General features: G+C 54.9%; 20 protein-coding genes. 10 read left to right on the top strand and 10 right to left on the bottom strand.

Annotated features, from left to right (window positions below; genetic code table 11):
- Nucleotides 1–160 precede the first annotated feature (160 nt).
- Together sulA and ompA are read left to right on the top strand one after the other, a co-directional pair.
- Nucleotides 161–670, top strand: coding sequence for an SOS-induced cell division inhibitor SulA (gene sulA, locus IM282_RS13525; RefSeq protein WP_032610196.1), 510 nt, complete (start codon nt 161–163; stop codon nt 668–670).
- Nucleotides 671–1026: 356 nt separating this feature from the next.
- Complete coding sequence (ompA, locus tag IM282_RS13520; RefSeq protein WP_017694761.1) at nt 1027–2079, top strand: porin OmpA; 1053 nt, start codon at nt 1027–1029, stop codon at nt 2077–2079.
- 65 nt (nt 2080–2144) lie between these two features.
- Here ompA and matP read toward each other — a convergent pair whose 3' ends face one another.
- Nucleotides 2145–2597, bottom strand: a complete 453-nt coding sequence (gene matP / locus IM282_RS13515) for a macrodomain Ter protein MatP (RefSeq protein WP_192970482.1) — start codon at nt 2595–2597, stop codon at nt 2145–2147.
- Between the two features lie 186 nt (nt 2598–2783).
- On the opposite strand from matP, the gene IM282_RS13510 reads away from it, so the two are divergent.
- Together IM282_RS13510 and fabA are read left to right on the top strand one after the other, a co-directional pair.
- The gene (locus IM282_RS13510) at nt 2784–4544 is read left to right on the top strand and encodes a Lon protease family protein (RefSeq protein WP_192970481.1); all 1761 of its coding nucleotides are present in this window, start codon (nt 2784–2786) and stop codon (nt 4542–4544) included.
- Between the two features lie 68 nt (nt 4545–4612).
- Nucleotides 4613–5131, top strand: coding sequence for a bifunctional 3-hydroxydecanoyl-ACP dehydratase/trans-2-decenoyl-ACP isomerase (fabA, locus tag IM282_RS13505; RefSeq protein WP_000227926.1), 519 nt, complete (start codon nt 4613–4615; stop codon nt 5129–5131).
- A gap of 71 nt (nt 5132–5202) precedes the next feature.
- Here the strand turns inward: fabA and rmf are convergent, their stop codons facing one another.
- The 6 genes from rmf to rlmKL all read right to left on the bottom strand — a co-directional run bounded on the left by rmf (nt 5203) and on the right by rlmKL (nt 13129).
- On the bottom strand, nt 5203–5370 hold the full coding sequence (gene rmf, locus IM282_RS13500) for a ribosome modulation factor (RefSeq protein ID WP_003858162.1): 168 nt from the start codon (nt 5368–5370) through the stop codon (nt 5203–5205).
- A gap of 254 nt (nt 5371–5624) precedes the next feature.
- Nucleotides 5625–6191, bottom strand: coding sequence for a membrane integrity-associated transporter subunit PqiC (gene pqiC / locus IM282_RS13495; RefSeq protein WP_022647654.1), 567 nt, complete (start codon nt 6189–6191; stop codon nt 5625–5627).
- A complete protein-coding gene (gene pqiB, locus IM282_RS13490) occupies nt 6188–7828 on the bottom strand; it encodes an intermembrane transport protein PqiB (protein ID WP_022647653.1) in 1641 nt (546 codons plus the stop codon). Before pqiB ends, pqiC begins: the two co-directional genes overlap by 4 nt.
- 4 nt (nt 7829–7832) lie before the next feature.
- Entirely contained in the window at nt 7833–9086 is a 1254-nt protein-coding gene (pqiA, locus tag IM282_RS13485; protein WP_022647652.1) for a membrane integrity-associated transporter subunit PqiA, read from the bottom strand.
- Between the two features lie 13 nt (nt 9087–9099).
- Nucleotides 9100–11007 (bottom strand): ABC transporter ATP-binding protein, encoded by a 1908-nt coding sequence (locus tag IM282_RS13480; RefSeq protein ID WP_155025274.1) that lies wholly within the window; start codon nt 11005–11007, stop codon nt 9100–9102.
- A gap of 13 nt (nt 11008–11020) precedes the next feature.
- Nucleotides 11021–13129 (bottom strand): bifunctional 23S rRNA (guanine(2069)-N(7))-methyltransferase RlmK/23S rRNA (guanine(2445)-N(2))-methyltransferase RlmL, encoded by a 2109-nt coding sequence (gene rlmKL / locus IM282_RS13475; RefSeq protein WP_032622253.1) that lies wholly within the window; start codon nt 13127–13129, stop codon nt 11021–11023.
- Nucleotides 13130–13227: 98 nt separating this feature from the next.
- On the opposite strand from rlmKL, the gene IM282_RS13470 reads away from it, so the two are divergent.
- The gene (locus IM282_RS13470) at nt 13228–14337 is read left to right on the top strand and encodes a YcbX family protein (RefSeq protein WP_022647649.1); all 1110 of its coding nucleotides are present in this window, start codon (nt 13228–13230) and stop codon (nt 14335–14337) included.
- Here the strand turns inward: IM282_RS13470 and zapC are convergent.
- Both zapC and pyrD read right to left on the bottom strand, forming a co-directional pair.
- Entirely contained in the window at nt 14334–14876 is a 543-nt protein-coding gene (zapC, locus tag IM282_RS13465) for a cell division protein ZapC (protein WP_023299740.1), read from the bottom strand. The two genes, IM282_RS13470 and zapC, sit on opposite strands and share 4 nt — an antisense overlap.
- A gap of 165 nt (nt 14877–15041) precedes the next feature.
- Complete coding sequence (pyrD, locus tag IM282_RS13460) at nt 15042–16052, bottom strand: quinone-dependent dihydroorotate dehydrogenase (RefSeq protein WP_023299739.1); 1011 nt, start codon at nt 16050–16052, stop codon at nt 15042–15044.
- 249 nt (nt 16053–16301) lie between these two features.
- Here pyrD and ssuE point away from each other — a divergent pair, with 249 nt between their 5' ends.
- Genes ssuE through ssuB form a run of 5 tightly spaced genes read left to right on the top strand, consistent with a single transcriptional unit; the run spans nt 16302 to nt 20542 of the window.
- Nucleotides 16302–16877, top strand: coding sequence for an NADPH-dependent FMN reductase (ssuE, locus tag IM282_RS13455; RefSeq protein WP_022647647.1), 576 nt, complete (start codon nt 16302–16304; stop codon nt 16875–16877).
- On the top strand, nt 16870–17832 hold the full coding sequence (locus IM282_RS13450; RefSeq protein ID WP_022647646.1) for a sulfonate ABC transporter substrate-binding protein: 963 nt from the start codon (nt 16870–16872) through the stop codon (nt 17830–17832). The genes ssuE and IM282_RS13450 overlap by 8 nt, the downstream gene beginning before the upstream one ends.
- Nucleotides 17829–18974 carry an FMNH2-dependent alkanesulfonate monooxygenase gene (ssuD, locus tag IM282_RS13445; protein WP_038415787.1) on the top strand — a complete coding sequence of 382 codons (1146 nt, stop codon included), beginning with the start codon at nt 17829–17831 and terminating at the stop codon, nt 18972–18974. Before IM282_RS13450 ends, ssuD begins: the two co-directional genes overlap by 4 nt.
- A gap of 9 nt (nt 18975–18983) precedes the next feature.
- Nucleotides 18984–19775, top strand: a complete 792-nt coding sequence (gene ssuC, locus IM282_RS13440; RefSeq protein ID WP_003858185.1) for an aliphatic sulfonate ABC transporter permease SsuC — start codon at nt 18984–18986, stop codon at nt 19773–19775.
- Entirely contained in the window at nt 19772–20542 is a 771-nt protein-coding gene (gene ssuB / locus IM282_RS13435; protein ID WP_090279149.1) for an aliphatic sulfonates ABC transporter ATP-binding protein, read from the top strand. The genes ssuC and ssuB overlap by 4 nt, the downstream gene beginning before the upstream one ends.
- 89 nt (nt 20543–20631) lie before the next feature.
- On the opposite strand, the gene pepN is transcribed toward ssuB, so the two are convergent.
- Nucleotides 20632–23244 carry an aminopeptidase N gene (pepN, locus tag IM282_RS13430; RefSeq protein ID WP_192970480.1) on the bottom strand — a complete coding sequence of 871 codons (2613 nt, stop codon included), beginning with the start codon at nt 23242–23244 and terminating at the stop codon, nt 20632–20634.
- Between the last annotated feature and the right edge of the window lies 1 nt (nt 23245).

Raw genomic sequence — 23245 nt, 5'->3', positions numbered from 1 at the left:
AGCAGGAAAATAGGCAACTTATTGCCGTTGGGCAAGATGATTTTTTCAGGTTCACCAGGAATGGATGAAATTTGCGAGTCGCTTTCCGAAAATGAGGTTGATCTTTATGCATACAGGGGTTACTGTATATCCATACAGTAACTACAGGGCTGGAATGAATATGTACACTTCAGGCTATGCAAATCACTTAACACCTTCTACTTCTGCCGCAGGCAATGCTGCGCAGAATTCTATCGGGCGTGAATCGACAGGGCTTATCAGTGAAGTGGTTTACCGTGAAGACCAGCCGCTGTTGACACAACTCTTACTCCTGCCGCTTTTGCAGCAGCTCGGGCAACAGTCTCGCTGGCAGCTCTGGCTGACGCCACAGCAAAAATTAAGTCGCGAATGGGTTCAGTCGGCTGGGCTGCCGTTAGCGAAGGTGATGCAGATTAATCAACTCTCCCCTTGCGATACGGTCGAGTCGATGGTCCGGGCATTACGTACCGGGAACTATAGCGTCGTGATTGGGTGGTTGCCTGAGGATCTGTCGCAAGAGGAACATTTGCGTCTGACTGAAGCGGCTGAAGAAGGTAACGCGATGGGTTTCATCATGCGGCCAGTTCGTGGAGATTCCTATCGCAGAGGACAACATCCCGGGCTAAAAATTCACTCAAATGTGTACCATTGAGTCATTTTAAGAGTTTTCCTGGAATTTTTTTCGACCGCAGTATGCAAAAAAAGTTCAACGCGCCAAAACTGCGGCAAGGCTTGTCTGACGCGGTTCTCGTTAATTTTACTGCACAAAATTCGTTCAAAAATTGTTAAATATTAGGTATACGGAACTTTTTTTTTCATATGCCTGACGGACTTCACACTTGTAAGTTTTCAGCTACGTTGTAGACTTTACATCGCCAGGGGTGCTCGGCCTAAGCCGAAGATATCGGTAGGTTTATATTTGACCACGCCCCCCGGTGAAGGATTTAACCGTGATTCCTCCGATGGAGATATTCATGGCAAATTTTGGATGATAACGAGGCGCAAAAAATGAAAAAGACAGCTATCGCGATTGCAGTGGCACTGGCTGGCTTCGCTACCGTAGCGCAGGCCGCTCCGAAAGATAATACCTGGTATGCAGGTGGTAAACTGGGCTGGTCTCAGTTCCATGACACCGGTTGGTACAACAGCAGCCTGAACAACGATGGCCCTACTCACGAGAGCCAGCTGGGTGCAGGTGCGTTCGGTGGCTATCAGGTAAACCCGTATGTTGGCTTTGAAATGGGTTACGACTGGTTAGGTCGTATGCCTTACAAAGGCGACAACGTAAATGGCGCTTTCAAAGCTCAAGGCGTACAGCTGACCGCTAAACTGGGTTACCCAGTAACTGACGATCTGGACGTGTACACCCGTCTGGGCGGCATGGTATGGCGTGCAGACTCCAGCAACAGCATCGCTGGTGACGACCACGACACTGGTGTTTCCCCAGTATTCGCTGGTGGCGTTGAGTGGGCAATGACCCGTGACATCGCTACCCGTCTGGAATACCAGTGGGTTAACAACATCGGTGACGGTGCTACCGTTGGTGTTCGTCCAGACAACGGCATGCTGAGCGTTGGTGTTTCTTACCGTTTCGGTCAGCAGGAAGATGCGCCAGTCGTAGCTCCAGCTCCGGCTCCAGCGCCAGAAGTACAGACCAAGCACTTCACTCTGAAGTCTGACGTTCTGTTCAACTTCAACAAAGCTACCCTGAAACCAGAAGGTCAGCAGGCACTGGATCAGCTGTACACCCAGCTGAGCAACCTGGATCCTAAAGACGGTTCTGTAGTGGTTCTGGGCTTCACCGACCGTATCGGTTCTGACGCTTACAACCAGGGTCTGTCTGAGAAACGTGCTCAGTCTGTAGTTGATTACCTGGTATCTAAAGGTATCCCAGCTAACAAGATCTCCCCACGTGGTATGGGCGAATCTAACCCAGTTACCGGTTCTACCTGTGACAACGTGAAACCACGCGCTGCACTGATCGACTGCCTGGCACCAGATCGTCGCGTAGAGATCGAAGTTAAAGGTATCAAAGACGTTGTAACTCAGCCTGCGGCATAAGTTATCGTCTTATAAAAAAACCCCGCCATGCGGGGTTTTTTATTATCTGAAGAAAAGTAAAAAGCTTATTTTTTACCTAACAGTGCCTGTAGATCGTTTTTCAACGTCGACATCTGGCTGGCATACTTCTCTTTGTGCTCGGCATCTTCAATCAGCTGCACCACCGTTTCCGACAGGGTTTTCCCGCGCCGTTGCGCAAGCCTGGCCAGACGCTGCCAGACCATGAATTCCAGGTCGATGGATTTCTTACGGGTGTGCTGATGCTCGGCATTGAAATGCCGTTTACGACGAGCACGGATAGTTTGCTTCATCCGGTTTAACAAGGCCGGATTAATGTGTTTCTCGATCCAGCCGTTGACCTGTACCGGTTCGTTTTCGAGGGTCAGCAACATATCCACAGCTTCTTGTGCCGCGCTGGCTTCGATGTAGCAGGTGATCAGCTCCCCTTCACGGTGCTTTTTGACCAGGTACTTCCATTTCCAGCCGCTTTCGAGGTTTTCCAGTTGTTGATATTTCATTGCGATCTCAGTGTTACCGTGTAACTCTGTTCAGAATATCAGTTTTTTGGCAATCTGCTGAAAAGAAATCATATCCTGTGAAACGTCGCAGGCGATCCGCATGACGAAAACCCGAATCCTGATTGGGCAGAGTGCGCCGCTTACGGTATACTCCACGGTTTTACTTCTGACTAAAAAACATCAACTTTGACCATTACGAAACTTGCATGGCGTGACCTGGTTCCGGATACCGAGAGCTATCAGGAGCTGTTTGCACAGCCAGACCTCACAAAAGAACACAAATTCATACTTAGCGAGACACAACCGCGTTTGCATTACGCGCTGGAGCAGATGTCATCCCCATGGGCTACATCTCCTTTCATGCTGCTCAAAGCCCCGGAAGAAGCCGAGTATCTGACGCTTCTCGGTGATGCCATGCGCCAGTTGCAGCCAAAAACGAATGCCGTTTTTGGTGGTCAGTATCATATTGCCGGTCGCGACGTGACATTCGAACCTGCCACGCAGGCAGATGGATTGTTCGCTGCAAAAGGCGAGGTGATCACCGCCAACTGGGTGGAAGCAGAACAGTTGTTCGGCTGCCTTCGTCAGTTCAATGGCGATGTTTCACTGCAACCCGGGCTGGTACACCGCGCGAATGGCGGCGTATTGCTCATCTCCCTTCGCACACTGCTTGCGCAGCCGCTGCTGTGGATGCGCCTGAAAACGGTGGTGACGCAGCAACGTTTTGACTGGGTAGGCTTCGACGATTCACGTCCTCTGCCTGTTTCCATTCCGTCTATGCCGCTGTCGCTGACCGTCGTGCTGACGGGTGACCGTGAATCACTGGCTGACTTACAGGAAATGGAGCCAGAACTCGCGGAGCAGGCGGTTTACAGCGAATTTGAAGACAATATTCAGATTGCAGATGCCGATGACATGGCGCAGTGGTGTCAGTGGGTTATGGCCGTGGCGGAACGTTTCGCGCTGCCCTCACCTGCCGAGGATGCGTGGCCGGGCTTAATCCGAGAGGCCGTACGCTACACCGGCGATCAGGAAACCCTGCCGCTCTGTCCGCTCTGGATCGGCAAACAGCTGCGTGAAGTGGGCGTTATCAGCGGCAACGGTACGTTCAACGGTGAGCAACTGAGCCAGATGCTGGCCCAGCGTGAATGGCGCGAAGGCTATCTGGCTGACCGTATGCAGGATGAAATTCTGCTTGAACAGATTCTGGTGGAGACCGAAGGCGAACGTATCGGGCAAATCAATGCCTTGTCCGTCATCGAGTTCCCCGGGCACCCACGCGCCTTTGGTGAGCCTTCCCGTATCAGCTGTGTCGTACACATTGGTGACGGCGAATTTACCGATATCGAACGCAAGGCCGAACTGGGCGGAAACATTCATGCCAAAGGCATGATGATCATGCAGGCATTCCTGATGTCTGAACTTCAGCTCGAGCAGCAGATCCCCTTCTCTGCCTCGTTGACCTTTGAGCAGTCCTACAGTGAAGTCGACGGTGACAGCGCCTCAATGGCAGAGCTGTGCGCCGTGATCAGCGCGCTTGCAGACGTGCCGATTAACCAGAATATTGCGATTACCGGGTCCGTGGATCAGTTTGGCCGTGCCCAACCGGTGGGCGGACTGAATGAGAAAATCGAAGGCTTCTTCGCAATCTGCCAGCAGCGCGGTTTAAACGGCAAACAGGGCGTGATAATTCCGGCACCTAACGCTCGCCATTTGAGCCTGAGCCAGGCGATTCTGGATGCGGTAGAGCAGGAACAATTCACTGTCTGGGCCATCGAAGGGGTTGAGGATGCACTACCCTTACTGACAAACCTGGTCTGGGACGGCGAAGGCCAGACAACCCTGATGCAGACCATTCAGGAACGTATAGCTCAGGCGACACAGCAGGATGCTCGTCATCGTTATCCGTGGCCGTTACGCTGGTTAAGTTGGTTTAGTGCGAACTGATCGGACTTGTTCAGCGTACACGTGTTAGCTATCCTGCGTCCTTCACTAAAATAAGGCTTACTGAGAACATGGTAGATAAACGCGAATCCTATACTAAAGAAGACCTTCTTGCCTCTGGTCGCGGTGAACTGTTTGGCGCGAAAGGCCCGCAGTTACCAGCCCCAAATATGCTGATGATGGACCGTGTCGTGAAAATGACCGAAACCGGCGGCAACTTTGATAAGGGTTACGTAGAAGCAGAACTCGATATCAACCCGGACCTGTGGTTCTTCGGTTGCCACTTTATTGGCGATCCGGTAATGCCTGGCTGCCTGGGCCTCGATGCCATGTGGCAGCTCGTTGGCTTCTATCTGGGCTGGCTTGGCGGTGAAGGCAAAGGCCGTGCGCTGGGCGTAGGCGAAGTGAAATTCACCGGTCAGGTTCTGCCTACCGCGAAGAAAGTCACCTACCGTATCCATTTCAAACGCATCGTTAACCGCCGTCTGATTATGGGCCTGGCGGACGGTGAAGTGTTGGTTGATGGTCGTCTGATCTATACCGCGAACGACCTGAAAGTGGGTCTGTTCCAGGATACCTCCGCTTTCTGATAACAGCTTTTAGCCCCTTCCAGAAAGGCGAAACCTCCGCATTGCGGAGGTTTCTTTTTAAAGAGACGGTATCAAGCAAGTACTGCCCTGTCTCCGATGGCTTCTCGCCAGCCCCCTAGCCATTGGGACCTTTGATTCAGGGCCTGATAGGGACACATTTCTTTAGAACGTCCGGCGATGCCAGCCTGATAACCACGTTGATGAGCCCTTTCCAGGCGATCTCGTTTCTGTCTCTTCATGCCTCGTTTCCCTCATTCTTTTGTCTGGTGGAAAGAAAACAGTGGTTGCAATATGTGCAAGCACAGTTAACGAATACCCCGAATCTGCGTCAGCGTCAACGTTCAAAATTCATACGGGTGTCATATTTGTGAGCTACATGGAAGATCGTTTGTACAAAAAGTGTGATGCGGGACAAGTAACAACCTGAACGTAAAACGAAAAAAAAGCCGCAATCAGCAAGAAGCTGAGTGCGGCTTTCGTCGATGAATTTTACTTATGGCAGGCGGGAAATCTCTCTTGCTATAGTAGCCGACTCCTGTGCCCATCCCTGCGCAAGTACTTTCACCATTTCGTCATAGCCATCTTTCTGCTGCTTGAGTTCAAGATGGAAAGGACGCTTAATCAGCTGACCCTGGTGATTCAGCAGCCACTCCCCGCTGATAACAACGGCACCATCATAGCGGCCATGGAATCCCGTCACGTTAACATTCAGAGTGTCCTGATCGCTTCCCAGAGGCTGCGAGGCAACGACCCAACCGGGGAGCTGGCTGCTCAGATTCGCCACCAGCGTATTGCGTAGCTGCTGATCCAGCGGGCTGGCCCACAGGTTGTTGTTGGCGATTACGTACTGCACATCGCTGGTCTGGTAGACCACCCCGTTGCCCGCCAGGTAATCTGGCACGGCAACCTGCTCAACCCACAGCAGACGGCTGCCCTGCGAGGCGCTGCTCTGCGCCCCCGACTGCGCGCTTAACGGCAGCTGGTAGTAGCTTTTGTTATCGCTTCCAGAGCTACAGGCCGTTAATACCAGTGCGCCTGCGATGATTAGCCATTTTTTCATTGTTTCGCCCTCTTAGGCTCAGGATCCTTTTTATCTTTCGCTTCAAACACCAGCGCGTTGCTCTTTTCATTGAGCGTTTTCAGAACGGGCTGTAGCTCGCGTAAAACCTGATCAAGACGTTGCATATCCGCCACCATCTTGTTGTAGGCCGCTGAGCCCGGCTGGAAGCCCTGCATGCTGCGATTCAGTTCACGCAACGTTTTCTGCATATCCTGCGGCAGCTGCTGCATGGACTGGTTGGCCGTGATCTTGTTGATATTATCCAGGGTGGTTTGCAGACGTTGCATCGTCGCCTGGCTCTGATGCAGTGATCCCGTCGCAGCCTCAAGCATTGGATTCAGCGGCAGATTGTTGATCTTATCCAGCGTTTCCATCAGACGCTGTTGGATCTGCGCCAGGCCACTGCTGACCGTAGGAATGATTTTGTAGCCGCCAAATTCACGGACTCCCGTCATAGGTGGCGCTTTTGGATAGAAGTCCATATCGACATACAACGCCCCTGTCACCAGGTTGCCGGTTTTCAGCGAGCCACGCAGACCGCGATTCATCAGGTCGCTGATATGCTCCCCAATATCCTGATCCTCACCAATCTGGTTAATTAAACGCTCAGGCTCAATGCGTATCAGCACCGGAATACGATAATCATCATCAAGCATTTGCTTGAGTCCCGGAACAAAGTAAGGCACTTGCCCTACTGTACCCAGACGGATACCGCGGAACTCAACTGGCGCTCCTGGCTGCAAGCCGCGTACAGAGTCCTTAAAGAACATCAGATAATCGATGTGATCGGTATAGAGCGCATCCTGAATGCTTTTTTGATCGTCAAACAATCTGAAGGCGGTTTTTTCCGCCACCGGTTGTCCCAGATCTATACCTTCCGGCACGTCAAAACTGACGCCCCCACCAAACAGCGTGGTGAGTGAACCCATCTCAACGCGCATCCCCGCAGAGGTGAGATCCACAGCGATCCCACTGTCTTTCCAGAAACGAACGTTACTGGTCACCAGTCGGTCATTAGGCGCATTGATAAATAGCTGATAGCTGATGGTCCGTTTTTGCGGATCGAAGGTGCTCGTTTCAACCGAACCGACACGATACCCACGGAACAGCACCGGATCGCCCGGCGAGAGCTGGCCCGCTTTTTTGCTGTCCAGAATGACGCGGATCCCTTTTGCATCCGGTGGCGCAAGCGGCGGTGAATCCAGCAACTGATAGTTTGCTGGCTGGGCGCCTTTATTGCCGGGCTGGAGTTCAATGTAAGCCCCTGACAATAGCGTCCCTAAGCCGCTGATCCCTTCTCTTCCGACCTGCGGTTTCACCACCCAAAAAACGGAATCTTCATGGAGCAGTTTTTCCATGCCAGCATTCAGGCGGGCCTTAATTTCAACATGGGTTAAATCATCCGTCAGGGTCGCGCTTTCCACGACACCCACATCCACGCTGCGGCTCTTGATGGTGGTTTTTCCGCCCTCAATTCCCTCTGCATTGGTGGTAATTAGCGTGACTTCCGGTCCCTGATGGCTGTAATGATAAAACAGGATCCATGCACCGATCAGCGCGGTCACGATGGGGAAAATCCACACCGGCGACCAGTTTCTGACCTTCTGCACTTTAGCCTCTCCACTCTTATTTTCCATGCTCTTACTCTTCCTCATGGCTTGAATCGGGCTCACGATCCCACGATAAACGAGGGTCGAAGGTCATGGCCGCAAACATGGTCATAATGACGACCAAAGCAAACATCAGCGCTCCCATAGCGGGATAAATACTCATCAGCCCACCCATACGCACCAGCGCTGAGAGAACCGCAATCACGAACACGTCAATCATCGACCAGCGGCCAACAAATTCCACGACCTCATAAATCAGATGCATGCGCTCACTGTCACGCTTACCGTGCCCTTTTGCATCCCAGCAAAGCCAGGCAATGGCAATCATCTTTAAGGTCGGAACCATAATGCTGGCGAGAAATATGACGCCTGCAACAGGGTATGACCCTTCGCTCCACAGCAAAATCACCCCGGCAAGGATGGTCGAGGGCATTCTGTCGCCGAGCAGATCGGTGATCATGATCGGCAAAATATTGGCGGGCAGATAAAGCATGACAGAGGTCACCAGCAGCGCCATGGTCCATTGCAGGCTATTTTTGCGTCGGACGTGACCTTTTGTTTCACAGCGGGGACACACCTCGACATCCGCGGGCAGCACGGCGGTGCAGCAGGAGCAGGAGCGCAGCCCCTGACGGATACCCGGTACGCCCACCTTTACCGTCTGCGAGAGCGTCGGTGCCGGGGCAATATCGTCCCAGGTCCAGCGTCGGTCCACGCACTGGAAAGCGCGCAGTTGCAGCACGCAATACAGACACCACGGAATAAAGCTGCTGCCAATCCCCACATCGCCGTAGGCCATCAGCTTCACGAAGCTGACCAGGATACCCGCCAGAAAAATTTCCGCCATCCCCCAGCTTTTCAGCTGGAACAGGATCCGCGCGAGTTTGATTTTAAGGGCGGTGGGCATCCTGACGCGATTGACCAGTAGCAGAATGACGACCAGGCAAAAAGCCGGGACTATCTGCACGAACAGAAGAAAGAAGGTGCCAAGGCTGGCGTAATCTTCCGAGAACATCACGCCTGGAATTTCCAGTAACTCCACCTGGCTTACCATCCCACCCACTTTCATAGAGATGAAAGGGAAGAGATTGGAGAGCAGTAACATGAACAGGGCTGCCAGCGCGTAAGCCGTAGGACGCTGCCTTGGCGCGTCCCACTCGGTCGTCAGCGTAGCTCCGCAGCGCGGGCAGGCAGCCTTATGTCCGTGACCAAGCTCTGGCAACGCCACGAGCATATCGCATTGCGAGCATAAAATATGCCGATCGGCATGGTGCTGGTCACACATAGATTATCCCTGTTTATGCGCCGTTTTTCAGAGACTCAAGGTACTCCCAGCGCTCAAATGCCTCTTCCAGCGCCTGCTCGGCCTGGGAGAGTTCAGCCAATACTTTCTGAGTATAGTCGTGAGGCTGCGTAAAGAATGACGCATCAGCGACCTGAATTTGCAGTGCTTCCAGTGCCGCTTCCAGCTCTTCCAGACGCTGCGGCAGTCCTTCCAGCTCGCGCTGCAAGTTATAGCTCATTTTAGCAGGAGACTTTTTGACAGTTTCTGCTTTCGCAACAACAGGTTCAGCGACATTTTTGGTCTTCGCCTGTTTTTGCGCCAGCGACTGCGATTGCTGTCCACGCGCGTCATGATAGCCGCCCACATATTGACCGATGCGTCCTTCGCCTTCGAAGATCCAGCACTCGGTCACGGTGTTATCGACAAATTGACGATCGTGGCTGACCAGCATCACGGTTCCCTGATAGCCATCAATCAACTCTTCCAGCAGTTCCAGCGTTTCGACATCCAGATCGTTCGTCGGTTCATCGAGAATCAGTAAGTTACTGGGTTTCAGGAACAGGCGCGCCAGTAAAAGACGGTTACGCTCACCGCCGGACAGCGCGCGCACAGGCGTCAGGGCGCGTTTTGGGTGGAACAGGAAGTCCTGAAGGTAGCCCAGCACGTGACGCGGCTTGCCGTTAACCATCACCTCCTGTTTACCCTCTGCGAGGTTGTCCATCACCGTACGGTCCGGATCCAGCTCTGCGCGATGCTGGTCAAAGTACGCTACTTCCAGCTTGGTACCACAGTGAATACGACCGCTGTCGGCCTGCAACTGGCCCAGCATCAGTTTCAACAGCGTGGTTTTGCCGCAGCCGTTTGGACCAATAAGCGCAATTTTGTCGCCGCGCTGAACCTGTGCGGAGAAATCGTTCACCAGCACTTTGCCGTCAACCGAATAACTCACGTTCTCCATTTCGAAGACAATCTTGCCCGAGCGGGACGCCTCTTCCACCTGCATTTTGGCGCTACCCATGACTTCACGGCGTTCGCTACGTTCGCGGCGCATCGCCTTCAGGGCGCGAACGCGGCCTTCATTACGGGTACGACGCGCCTTGATGCCCTGACGGATCCATACCTCTTCCTGCGCCAGCTTGCGGTCGAACTCGGCGTTTTGCAGCTCTTCCACGCGCAGGTTCTCTTCTTTCTCCAGCAGATAGGTATCGTAATCGCCCGGATAGGTCACCAGCTTGCCGCGATCGAGGTCGACAATGCGCGTGGCCATGTTGCGGATGAACGAACGGTCGTGGGAGATGAAGATAATGGTGCCATTGAAAGTTTTCAGGAACCCTTCCAGCCAGTCAATCGCTTCGATATCCAGGTGGTTCGTTGGTTCGTCCAGCAGCAGTACCCTGGGCCCGCTCACCAGGGCACGGCCCAGCGCGGCTTTACGCAGCCAGCCGCCGGAGAGCGCCGACAGCTCCATATCCGCTTCCAGGCCAAGCTGAGCCAGCACTTCGTTAATGCGGTTTTCCAGCTGCCACAGGCCGTGGTGATCGAGCATCTCCTGCACTTTTGCCAGTTCGTTGAGATTTTTGTCGCTCGGGTCGGTCATGACCAGATGCGAAATCTCGTGGTAGCGCTTGAGGTATTCCGCCTGCTCTGAAATTCCTTCGGCCACAAAATCGTACACGCTGCCGGTAACGTTACGCGGCGGATCCTGTTGCAGACGAGAGACGACCAGATCCTGCTCGTAAACAATACGGCCGTCGTCCAGCCCCTGCTCACGGTTGAGGATTTTCATCAGCGTCGATTTACCTGCGCCGTTACGGCCGACCAGACAGACGCGCTCGTTATCTTCGATATGCAGCTCTGCATTATCGAGAAGCGGTGAGTCGCTGAAAGAGAGCCACGCGCCGTGCATACTAATTAAAGACATTTATTTTTTCCTTTCAGACCGCGGAGATCAGCCAGCAGTTGTGGATTTGACGGTTACGGGCAAAGTCCTGAGACAGCGTTTTTTGGCTGATTTCTTGTGCTTTCAGTCCCAGTTCGGCCAGGCCATCGTGATCCATGCGGAATCCGCGCTTGTTATTCGAGAACATAATGGTGCCGCCTTTACGCAGCAGACGCTTAAGGTCGGTCATCAGGCGCAGGTGATCGCGTTGAACGTCAAAGCTATCCTCCATACGCTTGGAGTTAGAGAAGGTCGGCGGATCGATAAAGATCAGGTCAAACTGCTCGTCGGTATCGCGCAGCCAGCCCAGCACGTCGGCCTGTAACAGGCGATGCTGACGACCGGTTAAGCCGTTAAGACGCAGGTTGCGCTCTGCCCACTCCAGATAAGTACGGGACATATCGACCGTGGTGGTACTACGCGCCCCACCAAGCCCTGCATGAACGCTGGCGCTGCCGGTATAGGAGAACAGGTTCAGGAAGTCTTTGCCCTTACTCATCTGTCCCAGCATGCGGCGGGCGATGCGGTGATCGAGGAACAGACCGGTATCAAGGTAATCGGTCAGGTTAACCCACAGGCGCGCGTTATATTCGCCCACTTCGATGAAGTCGCCCTTCTCGCCCATCTTCTGATACTGGTTTTTGCCTTTCTGACGCTCACGGGTTTTCAGCACCAGCTTGTTTGGCGAAATGCCGAGTACGGCGATGGTGGCCGCAATCACATCCAGCATACGCTGACGCGCTTTTTGCGCATCAATGGTTTTCGGCGGGGCGTATTCCTGAACCACCACCCAGTCTGCATAGCGGTCAACCGCCACGTTGTATTCCGGCAGGTCAGCGTCGTAAAGGCGATAACATTCGATGCCTTCCTGCTTCGCCCACTTCTCAAATTTCTTCAAGTTTTTGCGCAGACGGTTGGCATAATCTTCCGCCACGCCAGACGGTTTGCTGTCCGCTGCTATCTCTGCCAGATGGTAGTTTTTCTGCACGCAGTCCAGCGGGCCGTTTTTCGCCTTGAACTGGCGATCGGCACGTAATTGCAGGCAGCTCAGCAGCTCCGGCGAGGCGCTAAACAGGGAGAGGTTCCAGCCGCCGAAATGCGCTTTCATGTTGCGGCCCAGCAGGCTGTGTAGCGCAATCAGCGCTGGCTCGCTGCCAAGACGCTCACCATAAGGCGGGTTGCTGATCACCGTACCGTACGGGCCTTTTGGCAGCGGATTGGTCAGGTTCGCCACATCTTTGACGTCGAAGGTCACCAGCTCACCGATACCGGCACGACGGGCGTTGCTGCGCGCGCGTTCAATCACCCGTGGGTCGTTGTCCGAACCGTAAAAGTGAGAGGTGTACTCCGCCAGCCCTTTACGGGCACGGGTCTGCGCGTCGTCTTTGACCTCTTTCCAGAGGGCTTCATCGTGCTGCGCCCAGCCTTTGAAGCCCCACTGTCCACGATGCAGCCCTGGCGCGCGGTCGGTGGCCAGCATCGCGGCTTCAATCAGCAGCGTACCGGAACCGCACATTGGATCGAGCAGCGGCGTACCCGGCTGCCAGCCGGAGCGCATCACGATAGCGGCGGCCAGTGTCTCTTTGATTGGGGCCATGCCGGTGCGATCGCGATAGCCGCGCAGATGCAGGCCTGCGCCGCTCAGATCCAGGGAAATACTGGCAGTGTCGCCGTTCAGCCAGACGTTGATACGCAGATCCGGGTTTTCACGATCAACGTTCGGACGTTCTCTATTACGACGCGTGAAGCAGTCCACAATGGCGTCTTTGACGCGCAGGGCACCGTACTGGCTGTTGCGGATCTCATCGTTGACGCCGTTGAAATGCACCGCAAAGGTGGCGTCCGGGGTGAAGATCTCTGTCCAGTCGATCATCTGTACACCGGTGTAGAGATCAAGATCGCTGTAGACCTTGCACTCTTTCATCGGCAGCATGATGCGCGACGCCAGACGGCTCCACATCAGGCTCTGGTAAATAAGCCGCGTGTCGCCCTCAAAATGGACACCACCCTGAACCACCTGGCACTCTTTCGCGCCCAGGGTTTCCAGTTCAGTTTTTAACAGCTCTTCCAGCCCACGGGCCGTACTGGCAAACAGAGAATTCATATCGTCACTTTTACTCATAGAAAATTGTCGCGCATTATAGCTAATATGGCGTGTATGTCATAAAGTTGAAGGCTTATTTTATTTAGCGGGAGTGTGCAGTGGCGACGTTATCCAGGCTTTTTATTCATCCGGTGAAATCCATGCGCGGTATCGGCGTGACGCACGCGCTGGCCGATATGAGCGGATTCGCCTTCGATCGTATTTTTATGATCACCGAGCCTGACGGTACGTTCATCACCGCACGTCAGTTCCCGCAGATGGTTCGCTTTACGCCTTCCCCGCTTCATGACGGATTGCATTTGACCGCGCCAGACGGTTCAAGCGTCGTGATCCGCTTTGCTGATTTTGCGCCGGTTGAAGCGCCAACGGAAGTGTGGGGCAATCATTTTACCGCGCGTATCGCGCCGGATAACATTAACCAGTGGCTGAGCGGCTTTTTCTCACGTGACGTTCAGCTGCGCTGGGTTGGGCCTGCGCTGACTCGTCGCGTGAAACGCCACGACGCGGTTCCCCTCTCCTTTGCGGATGGTTTTCCCTTCCTGCTGACCAGCGAGGCCTCGCTGCGTGATTTACAAACCCGTTGCAAAGCCAGCGTGCAGATGGAGCAGTTTCGCCCGAATCTGGTGGTGACCGGAGCGGATGCCTGGGATGAAGATACCTGGAAAGTGATCCGCATCGGCAGCGTTATCTTTGATGTCGTGAAGCCGTGCAGCCGCTGTATTTTTACCACCGTCAGCCCGGAGAAAGGCCAGAAACACCCTTCCGGCGAACCGCTGAAAACCTTGCAGTCATTTCGTACCGCGCAGGATAACGGTGATGTCGACTTCGGCCAGAACCTGATCCCCCGCTCCAGCGGCGTAATCCGCGTGGGCGACGAGGTCGAAATTCTTACCCGCGGGCCTGCAAGAGTGTACGGCGCAGGCCAGGAAGAAGAAATGGTTGACGTTGTCACCAACGTCGCTTCCGCGGTGGATATTCACTGGGAAGGCAAAGTTATTCGTGGTAACAATCAGCAGGTGCTACTGGAACAGCTGGAGCAGGCGGGTATCCGCGTACCTTATTCCTGTCGCGCGGGGATTTGCGGATGCTGTCGCATTAAACTGGTCGATGGTGAAGTGAGTGCCCTGAAGAAATCTGCGATTGGCAGTGACGGCACGATCCTGTGCTGTAGCTGTGTACCGAAAACATCCGTACAGCTGGAAGCTTAAACCGCCTGTTCGAGGCTGAAGGAATCGACGCGCAGCTGAGGCTTCAGCCTGTCATTCATCACTTTGATGGCATCACCTAACTGCATGACTCGCCCGGCAATGGTCACGCCGGGTTGGGCCAGCAAACAGAGCGCAGCGTTTTCACCGGGTTCAACCACCAGCAAATTCACCTCTTCTTCGGTATCGCTCAGATTGACGCTGGCCGCATCGCCGATAGCCGGGGTCCAGCTCATACCGTGCGCGAGGAAATGCCAGCTTTTCGGCATTTGTGGTTTCAGGAAACGGATCGCCACCAGCGCATTTAGTACCAGTTCAGCGCGCTGTTCTTTGGAGAGATTGAAGTCGCGGCATTTTTCTTCAAAAGAGAAATAGAGTGCAGCGTCGTCAACGCAAAAGCCTGAGGGAGCAAACGCGTCTGGCGTTAACATTCGGCGCGCAAAACGAGAGCGAAACAACATGCCATTGGCTAAGTCGAGCATCATACGGTCATGCTCGTCACAAAAATACCAGCGCCAGTTATCGTCAGGTTTAATTCGCATGTTTCTCTCCCGTCCCCAAACGTCCTGTACTAAAAATGTCCTGTTTGCCGCTTCGCTTATAACACTAGTAATAAAAGACTATAATGTCTAAATAAGCAACAATGACGGAATATAAAACAACCAGGGCTGGAAATAAAGCCCTGGTTGTCTGATTAAGAGAAAAGATTAGATATGCGTGACAATTTCTTTAATCAATGGCGGCCCTTTAAAAATAAAGCCGGAATAAATTTGCACCAGTGAAGCCCCTGCCGCCATCTTCTCACGTGCAGCGATGACGGAGTCAATGCCACCCACGCCAATAATCGGCAGCTGGCCTTTTAATTCCGCGGAGAGTGCGCGAATAATTTCGGTGCTTTTTAATTGTACCGGACGGCCACTTAATCCACCCGCTTCGTCACAGTTTTTCATTCCCTGGACGAGGGAGCGATCGAGCGTTGTATTGGTCGCAATCACACCATCAATATTATGGCGAACTAAACTGTCGGCAACCTGGATCAATTCTTCTGCCGAAAGATCCGGGGCGATCTTAACCGCGACCGGAACATATTTATGGTGGATCGCCTGTAGTGCCGTTTGTTTATTTTTAATGGCGCCAAGAAGATCGTCGAGCGCTTCGCCATATTGTAATGAACGCAGCCCTGGGGTGTTAGGCGAGGATATATTCACCGCGATATAACCGGCATAGGCATAGACTTTTTCCATACAAATCAGATAGTCATCTTTACCCTGCTCGACTGGCGTGTCTTTATTTTTGCCAATATTAATACCCAGCACACCATCAAAATGGGCTTTCTTAACGTTCTCAACCAGATGATCGACGCCAAGGTTATTAAAGCCCATGCGGTTGATCAGCCCCTCGGCTTCAACCAGGCGGAACAGACGTGGCTTGTCATTTCCCGGCTGCGGACGCGGCGTCACCGTCCCGATTTCGATCGAGCCAAAGCCCATCGCACCGAGTGCATCAATGCATTCGCCATTTTTGTCCAGACCGGCCGCAAGGCCCAGTGGATTTTTGAACGTCAGGCCCATGCATTGGACAGGTTTTTCCGGCACGTTTTGACGCACCAGCGCGGCCAGAGGCGTTCCTGTAATACGACGTAACTGCTGAAATGTAAATTCATGAGCGCGCTCAGGATCGAGCTGGAAAAGGGCTTTACGAACGAAGGGGTAGTACATGAACTCTCCTGGATTCCCGGTGTGCAAACCGGGAGGGGATTATGTGCGATCCTGCCCGGAAAGGGAATTGACCTGTGGCAAAAAAAGCCATGTAAAACGCAATCGTTTACTTATCGGTTCGCTTCTTATGCTTTTTTCTGCATTCATCCTGAGGATAAATCATTTAGTGGAATAACCACGCAATGTCACACTCCTGAAAATTGTTATGAATGTTAGATAAAAGCAAACAATTAGTTATAAGGAGCAACCATGCGCGTCATTACCCTGGCCGGAAGCCCCCGCTTCCCCTCTCGATCCAGCGCACTGCTGGAATACGCTCGCGAAAAGCTTAATGCTCTGGATGTCGAAGTGTGTCACTGGAATTTGCACAATTTCGCGCCTGAAGATCTGCTCTACGCACGTTTCGACAGCCCGGCGCTGAAAACCCTGATCGAACAACTTAAGCGTGCTGACGGGCTGGTCGTCGCGACACCAATTTATAAAGCCTCTTTTTCCGGTGCACTGAAAACGCTGCTCGATCTGCTGCCCGAACGCGCGCTGGACGGTAAGGTCGTCCTGCCGCTGGCCACAGGCGGTACGGTAGCCCATTTACTGGCGGTGGATTATGCCCTCAAGCCAGTTCTGAACGCGCTGAAAGCGCAGGAGATCCTGCATGGCGTCTTCGCTGACGACTCACAGGTAATCGACTACCAGCATAAACCGCATTTCACGCCGAATCTGCAAACCCGCCTCGACAGCGCGCTTGAAACCTTCTGGCACGCCCTTAATCGTCGGGATCGCCACGCGGCGGCATTTCATCAATCACAAGGAGTGGCGCATGTTTAAAACAGTTACCCGTATCGGGCTGGCAGGTCTGCTGGCAGTGGCATCGCTGGCTCAGGCGGCGGAGAAAACGCCGGAGAGCCTGCGTATCGGTTATCAGAAAGGCAGCGTCAGCATGGTGCTGGCGAAAAGCCATGCGTTGCTGGAGAAACGTTTCCCGCAGACCAAATTCTCATGGGTCGAGTTCCCTGCCGGACCGCAGATGCTGGAGGCGCTGAACGTCGGGAGTATTGATTTAGGCAGCACCGGCGATATCCCGCCGATCTTTGCCCAGGCGGCCGGGGCGGATCTGGTTTACGTTGGCGTTGAACCCGCCAAGCCGAAGGCAGAGGTTATTTTGGTGCCGGAAAACAGCGAGATCAAAAGCGTCGCCGATCTCAAAGGCCATAAGGTTGCTTTCCAGAAAGGTTCCAGCTCGCACAACCTGCTGCTGCGCGCGTTGCAGGAGGCCGGCCTTAAATTCACCGATATCCAGCCCGTTTACCTGACGCCTGCCGATGCGCGCGCGGCGTTTCAGCAAAAAAATGTTGATGCCTGGGCTATCTGGGATCCGTACTACTCCGCCGCACTGTTGCAGGGCGGTGTGCGGGTGCTGAAAGACGGCACCACCCTGAAGCAAACCGGTTCGTTTTACCTGGCGGCACGTCCTTACGCTGAAAAAAATGGCGCATTTATTCAGCAGGTGCTGGATACCTTCTCTCAGGCCGATGCGCTGACCCAAAGCCAGCGTCAGCAGAGCATCACGCTGCTGGCAAAAACCATGGGCCTGCCTGAACCGGTGATCGCCACCTATCTTGACCACCGTCCTCCCACCACCATAGCGCCGGTTGACGCCCACGTTGCCGCCCTCCAGCAGCAAACGGCAGACCTCTTTTATCAAAACCGCCTGGTTCCAAAGCAGGTGAATATTCGCGAACGCATCTGGCAACCCGCTGGCATTGAAGGAAAAAAATCATGAGTCTGAATCTTTTCTGGTTTTTACCCACCCACGGTGATGGACACTATCTTGGCACAGAAGAAGGCGCCCGCCCGGTCGATCACGGCTATCTACAGCAGATCGCCCAGGCGGCAGACCGCATCGGTTTTACCGGGGTGCTGATCCCGACGGGCCGTTCATGTGAGGACGCGTGGCTGGTTGCCGCGTCGATGATCCCCGTCACCCAGCGCCTGAAATTCCTGGTAGCCTTGCGCCCAAGCGTGGTGTCGCCCACCGTCGCGGCACGCCAGGCGGCAACGCTGGACAGGCTCTCCAACGGCCGCGCGCTGTTCAATCTGGTGACGGGCAGCGATCCGCAGGAGCTGGCGGGCGATGGCGTTTTTCTCGATCATACCGAGCGCTATGAAGCCTCCGCAGAGTTCACCCGCGTCTGGCGACGTCTGCTGGAAGGGGAAACCGTCACCTTCGAAGGAAAACATATCCACGTTCGCGATGCGCAACTCTACTTCCCGCCGGTACAGCAGCCGCGCCCTCCCCTTTATTTCGGCGGATCGTCGGACGTGGCGCAGGAGCTGGCGGCTGAGCAGGTCGATCTCTATCTGACCTGGGGCGAGCCACCGGAGCTGGTTAAAGAGAAAGTTGCTCAGGTACGCGCCAAAGCCGCAGAACATGGCCGTACGGTGCGCTTCGGCATTCGCCTGCACGTGATCGTACGCGAAACCAACGACGAGGCCTGGCAAGCCGCCGACCGTCTGATCGCTCATCTGGACGACGACACTATCGCCAAAGCACAGGCGGCGTTTGCCAAAACCGACTCCGTGGGCCAACACCGAATGGCCTCCCTGCACAACGGCAAGCGTGAAAATCTTGAGATCAGCCCGAACCTGTGGGCCGGGGTGGGTCTGGTGCGCGGCGGCGCCGGTACGGCGCTGGTCGGCGACGGTCCAACCGTAGCGGCACGCATTAATGAATACGCGGCGCTGGGGATCGACAGCTTTATCCTGTCTGGCTACCCGCATCTGGAGGAGGCCTACAAGGTGGGTGAACTGCTCTTCCCGCACCTGGATGTCGCTATCCCGGAAATTCCGCAGCCACGTCAGCTTCAGTTGCAGGGCGAAGCCGTGGCGAATGCGTTTATCCCGAGAAAAGTCGCGCAAAGTTAAGGAGCCACCATGTCTGCAACCGCACAAAAATGGCTGCTGCGCGCCGCGCCGTGGTTTCTGCCCGTCGGCATTGTCCTCGTCTGGCAACTGGCGTCTTCAACTGGCTGGCTGTCGAGCCGTATTTTGCCCTCTCCGGAGGGCGTTGTGGAAGCGTTCTGGTCGCTAAGCGCCAGCGGTGAGCTGTGGCAACATCTTGCCATCAGCTCCTGGCGCGCGGTAATCGGCTTTTCGATTGGCGGGAGCATCGGCCTGACGCTGGGGCTGATCAGCGGCCTGTCCCGCTGGGGTGAGCGGCTGCTGGATACCTCCGTTCAAATGCTGCGTAACGTGCCGCATCTGGCGCTTATTCCGCTGGTTATCCTGTGGTTTGGCATTGATGAGAGCGCCAAAATTTTTCTCGTGGCGCTGGGAACATTATTCCCGATTTATATCAATACCTGGCATGGGATCCGCAATATCGATCGCGGTCTGGTTGAGATGGCCCGCAGCTATGGCCTGTCAGGTTTTGCCCTGTTTACCCATGTGATCCTGCCGGGCGCCCTGCCCTCCATTATGGTTGGGGTGCGTTTTGCGCTCGGCCTGATGTGGCTAACCCTCATTGTGGCGGAAACCATTTCGGCCAACTCCGGCATTGGTTATCTGGCGATGAACGCCCGCGAGTTCCTGCAAACGGACGTGGTGGTGGTTGCCATTATCCTTTATGCCCTGCTTGGCAAACTTGCGGACGTCAGCGCCCAGTGGCTGGAACGTAGCTGGCTGCGCTGGAACCCGGCCTACACCGCTCAGGAGGCGAAAGCATGAATACTGCACGACTGAACCAGGGAACACCGTTACTGCTGAACGGCGTGACCAAACGCTACGGCGACAACACCATTCTGAATGCACTGGATCTGCATATTCCTGCCGGACAGTTTGTGGCCGTTGTCGGCCGCAGCGGTGGCGGCAAGAGTACCCTGCTGCGTCTTTTAGCCGGGCTGGAAGCGCCAAACAGCGGTGACATTCTGGCAGGCACTACGCCGCTGGCCACGATTCAGGATGATACGCGCATGATGTTTCAGGACGCGCGTCTGCTGCCGTGGAAAACGGTGATGGATAACGTCGGGCTGGGCCTGAAGGGCAACTGGCGGGAGGACGCCAGGCAGGCGCTCGCTGCGGTAGGGCTGGAGAATCGCGCGGGAGAGTGGCCTGCGGCCCTGTCGGGTGGACAAAAGCAGCGCGTAGCGCTGGCACGCGCGCTGATTCACCGTCCCGGCCTGTTGCTGCTTGACGAACCGCTCGGCGCGCTTGATGCCCTGACGCGGATCGAGATGCAGGATCTGATTGAAACCCTCTGGCAGACGCACGGCTTTACGGTGCTGCTGGTGACGCATGACGTCAGCGAAGCCGTGGCAATGGCAGACAGGGTGCTGTTAATAGAAGAAGGTAAAATTGGTCTGGATCTGACGGTAGATATTCCACGTCCTCGCCGCGTGGGATCGGCCAGACTGGCGGAGCTGGAGGCGGAAGTGCTGGATAGAGTGATGAAACGTGGAGAAGCGGAGATTCAGCGGATAAAGGCTAATGCCTGATGCCCTCACCCCGGCCCTCTTCAACAGGGAGCACGGCGCAAGGGAAAATCGTAGGCCCGGTAAGCGAAGCGCCACCGGGCTTTTTTACATCAGGCCAGCGCCTTTGTAATCTTCTCGTACAGATCGCCAGACAAATTTTCCAGCCCTTTCAGCTGCTCAAGTGCGGCACGCATTTTCGCCTGACGCTGCGCATCGTAGCGTTTCAGGCGGATCAGCGGCTCAATCAGACGAGACGCCACCTGCGGGTTACGGCTGTTCAGCTCGGTCAGCATTTCAACCATGAACTGATAACCGCTGCCGTCTTCAGCATGGAACGCGGCCGGGTTGCTGCTGGCAAACGCGCCAATCAGGGAGCGGACGCGGTTCGGGTTGCTCATGGTGAACGAACGGTGCTTCAGCAGGCTGCGGACCTTGCTGAGCGCATCGGCTGCCGGGCTGGTGGCCTGAAGGATGAACCACTTGTCCATCACCAGACCATCCTGATGCCACTTGTCGTCGTACTCCTGCATCAGCGCATCGCGGCACGGCAGCTCGGCGGCAACGCTTGCAGCCAGTGCGGCCAGCGCATCCGTCATGTTATCGGCCTCATGGTACTGCTTGCTGACCAGCGTGTTCGCCAGCTCTGCCTCACCAAATGCCAGATAGCGCAGGCAGGTATTGCGCAGGGAACGTTTACCGATATCCGCATGTTCCACCCGATACGCGTCCAGCTTGTTGGCGTTGTAAATTGCGAGGAACTCATCTGCCAGTTCGGTCGCCAGCGTGCGGGTCAGCGCTTCACGCACGGCGACGATCGCAATGGGGTCAATGATGTCAAACAGCTCGGCGATTTCAGTCGCAGACGGCAGCGTCAAAATTTCAGCCGCCAGCGCCGGGTCAATATTCTCATCCAGCAGGATGGCACGGAAGGCGTCTGCCACATGAACCGGCAGCGTCAGCGGCTGGCCCTGCTGGTAACGGTTCACGTTCAGCTTGATGTACGTTGCCAGCAGGCTTTGTGCCGCATCCCAGCGCGAGAAATCGTTGCGCGCGTGACGCATCAGGAACGTCAGCTGCTGATCGCTCCACTTGTATTCGAGTTTCACCGGCGCGGAGAACTCGCACAGCAGGGCAGGAACAGGCTGGAAATAGACGTTATCGAAGATAAAGGTCTGCTCTGCCTGGGTCACGTTCAGCACGTTATGCACCGGGTGACCGCCCTTCTGTAACGGGATCACGTTGCCTTCGTTGTCGTACAGCTCAACGCTGAACGGAATGTGCAGCGGATGTTTCTCTTCCTGCTCCGCCGTTGGCGGTGTGCGCTGGCTGATGGTCAGCGTGTACTGCTCAGTTTCCGGGTTGTAGTCGTCTTTGACCGTCACAATCGGCGTACCGGCCTGGCTGTACCAGCGGCGGAAATGAGACAGATCCACGTTAGAGGCGTCTTCCATCGCCTGGACGAAATCGTCGCAGGTGGCCGCACTGCCGTCATGACGCTCGAAGTAAAGCTGCATCCCTTTCTGGAAATTCGCTTCGCCCAGCAGGGTGTGGATCATACGGATAATTTCAGCGCCTTTTTCGTACACCGTCAGGGTGTAGAAGTTATTCATCTCAATGACTTTATCCGGGCGGATCGGATGGGCCATTGGGCTGGCATCTTCTGCAAATTGCAGACCACGCATGGTGCGCACGTTGTTGATGCGGTTTACCGCCCGCGATCCCAGATCGGAGCTGAACTCCTGATCGCGGAAGACGGTTAAGCCCTCTTTCAGGCTCAGCTGGAACCAGTCGCGGCAGGTGACGCGGTTCCCGGTCCAGTTATGGAAATATTCGTGGCCGATAACGCGTTCGATATCGAGGTAATCTTTATCCGTTGCGGTATCGGTACGCGCCAGCACGTATTTGGAGTTGAAGATGTTAAGACCTTTATTCTCCATCGCGCCCATATTGAAGAAATCGACAGCAACGATCATATAGATGTCGAGGTCATATTCGAGGCCAAAGCGCGTTTCATCCCACTTCATGGAGTTGATGAGGGAGGTCATTGCCCACGGGGCGCGGTCAAGGTTGCCACGGTCCACGAACAGCTCCAGCGCGACTTCACGGCCAGAGCGCGTTTTAAAGGTGTCGCGCAGAACATCGAAATCGCCCGCCACCAGCGCAAACAGGTAGCAGGGTTTCGGGAACGGATCCTGCCACTGTACCCAGTGACGGCCATTCTCCAGTTCCCCTTCACCAATCCGGTTGCCGTTGGAAAGCAGGTACGGGTACAGCGTTTTGTCGGCAATAATTTTGGTGGTAAAGCGCGCCAGGACGTCCGGGCGATCCAGATACCAGGTAATGTGGCGGAACCCTTCGGCTTCACATTGGGTGCACAGGGCTACGCCTGACTGGTAAAGCCCTTCCAGCGCGGTATTGGCGGCAGGGCTGATTTCATTCACGATGCGCAGGGTAAAGCGTTCCGGCAGGTTGTCGATGACCAGCTGGTTGCCTTCTTCTTTATAGTCTGACCAGGCTTCATCATTAATATGCAGGGAAACCAGCGTCAGGTCTTCACCATCCAGACGCAGCGGCACGGCTGTCGCGCTCTGGCGCGTCACCTGGCTTACCGCCGTCACGACGGTTTTTGTGGCATCCAGGTCGAAGGTCAGATCGATATCGCTTATCAGGTAATCCGGCGCACGGTAGTCGTGGCGGTATTTAGCTTGTGGCTGTTGTGTCATA

The sequence above is a fragment of the Enterobacter cloacae complex sp. P29RS genome (genome assembly GCF_014893445.1).
Taxonomy (GTDB): Bacteria; Pseudomonadota; Gammaproteobacteria; order Enterobacterales; family Enterobacteriaceae; genus Enterobacter; species Enterobacter intestinihominis.
This window is presented reverse-complemented; position numbering and strand designations above follow the sequence as displayed.

What these genes read in the sequence shown, in the direction of transcription:
- sulA (WP_032610196.1), top strand. Translation starts at nt 161, where the DNA reads ATGTACACTTCAGGCTATGCAAATCACTTAACACCTTCTACTTCTGCC.
- ompA (WP_017694761.1), top strand. Translation starts at nt 1,027, where the DNA reads ATGAAAAAGACAGCTATCGCGATTGCAGTGGCACTGGCTGGCTTCGCT.
- matP (WP_192970482.1), bottom strand. Translation starts at nt 2,597, where the DNA reads ATGAAATATCAACAACTGGAAAACCTCGAAAGCGGCTGGAAATGGAAG.
- fabA (WP_000227926.1), top strand. Translation starts at nt 4,613, where the DNA reads ATGGTAGATAAACGCGAATCCTATACTAAAGAAGACCTTCTTGCCTCT.
- rmf (WP_003858162.1), bottom strand. Translation starts at nt 5,370, where the DNA reads ATGAAGAGACAGAAACGAGATCGCCTGGAAAGGGCTCATCAACGTGGT.
- pqiC (WP_022647654.1), bottom strand. Translation starts at nt 6,191, where the DNA reads ATGAAAAAATGGCTAATCATCGCAGGCGCACTGGTATTAACGGCCTGT.
- pqiB (WP_022647653.1), bottom strand. Translation starts at nt 7,828, where the DNA reads ATGGAAAATAAGAGTGGAGAGGCTAAAGTGCAGAAGGTCAGAAACTGG.
- pqiA (WP_022647652.1), bottom strand. Translation starts at nt 9,086, where the DNA reads ATGTGTGACCAGCACCATGCCGATCGGCATATTTTATGCTCGCAATGC.
- IM282_RS13480 (WP_155025274.1), bottom strand. Translation starts at nt 11,007, where the DNA reads ATGTCTTTAATTAGTATGCACGGCGCGTGGCTCTCTTTCAGCGACTCA.
- rlmKL (WP_032622253.1), bottom strand. Translation starts at nt 13,129, where the DNA reads ATGAATTCTCTGTTTGCCAGTACGGCCCGTGGGCTGGAAGAGCTGTTA.
- zapC (WP_023299740.1), bottom strand. Translation starts at nt 14,876, where the DNA reads ATGCGAATTAAACCTGACGATAACTGGCGCTGGTATTTTTGTGACGAG.
- pyrD (WP_023299739.1), bottom strand. Translation starts at nt 16,052, where the DNA reads ATGTACTACCCCTTCGTTCGTAAAGCCCTTTTCCAGCTCGATCCTGAG.
- ssuE (WP_022647647.1), top strand. Translation starts at nt 16,302, where the DNA reads ATGCGCGTCATTACCCTGGCCGGAAGCCCCCGCTTCCCCTCTCGATCC.
- IM282_RS13450 (WP_022647646.1), top strand. Translation starts at nt 16,870, where the DNA reads ATGTTTAAAACAGTTACCCGTATCGGGCTGGCAGGTCTGCTGGCAGTG.
- ssuD (WP_038415787.1), top strand. Translation starts at nt 17,829, where the DNA reads ATGAGTCTGAATCTTTTCTGGTTTTTACCCACCCACGGTGATGGACAC.
- ssuC (WP_003858185.1), top strand. Translation starts at nt 18,984, where the DNA reads ATGTCTGCAACCGCACAAAAATGGCTGCTGCGCGCCGCGCCGTGGTTT.
- ssuB (WP_090279149.1), top strand. Translation starts at nt 19,772, where the DNA reads ATGAATACTGCACGACTGAACCAGGGAACACCGTTACTGCTGAACGGC.
- pepN (WP_192970480.1), bottom strand. Translation starts at nt 23,244, where the DNA reads ATGACACAACAGCCACAAGCTAAATACCGCCACGACTACCGTGCGCCG.